The organism is Tritonibacter sp. SIMBA_163 (genome assembly GCF_046535935.1).
Classification (GTDB): Bacteria; Pseudomonadota; Alphaproteobacteria; order Rhodobacterales; family Rhodobacteraceae; genus Epibacterium; species Epibacterium scottomollicae.
This window is the reverse complement of sequence record NZ_JAWJBP010001227.1, coordinates 1-239: the sequence shown is the minus strand read 5'-3', so window position 1 is coordinate 239 and position 239 is coordinate 1. Positions and strand designations below refer to the sequence as shown.

Here is a 239-nt window from a genome sequence, read left to right as displayed (position 1 = left end):
CGGTATCGATGAGATGCTGCGCGCCGGTGGCCGCACCTGTCTCGTAGAAAGGCTGTTGCAGCGCGCGCGCCAGCCGCTCGGAACTGCCTTCCTTCATCAGCGGTGTTCCGGCGGTTGAAAGGTCGGGCACAACCGGCTTTTCCAGCGGTTCGGCTTCCATATTGGCGAGATTTTCCTGAAGCGCCAGCGTGCGGTCGATCACCGGATCGGCAAAACTGCGCAGCACGCCTTGCAGAAGC

At 62.3% G+C, this 239-nt stretch carries 1 protein-coding gene; it reads right to left on the bottom strand.

What is annotated here, in order from left to right:
• Window positions 1-239: hypothetical protein (locus R0J92_RS26220; protein WP_411053845.1), on the bottom strand; the 239-nt coding region annotated here is incomplete at both ends.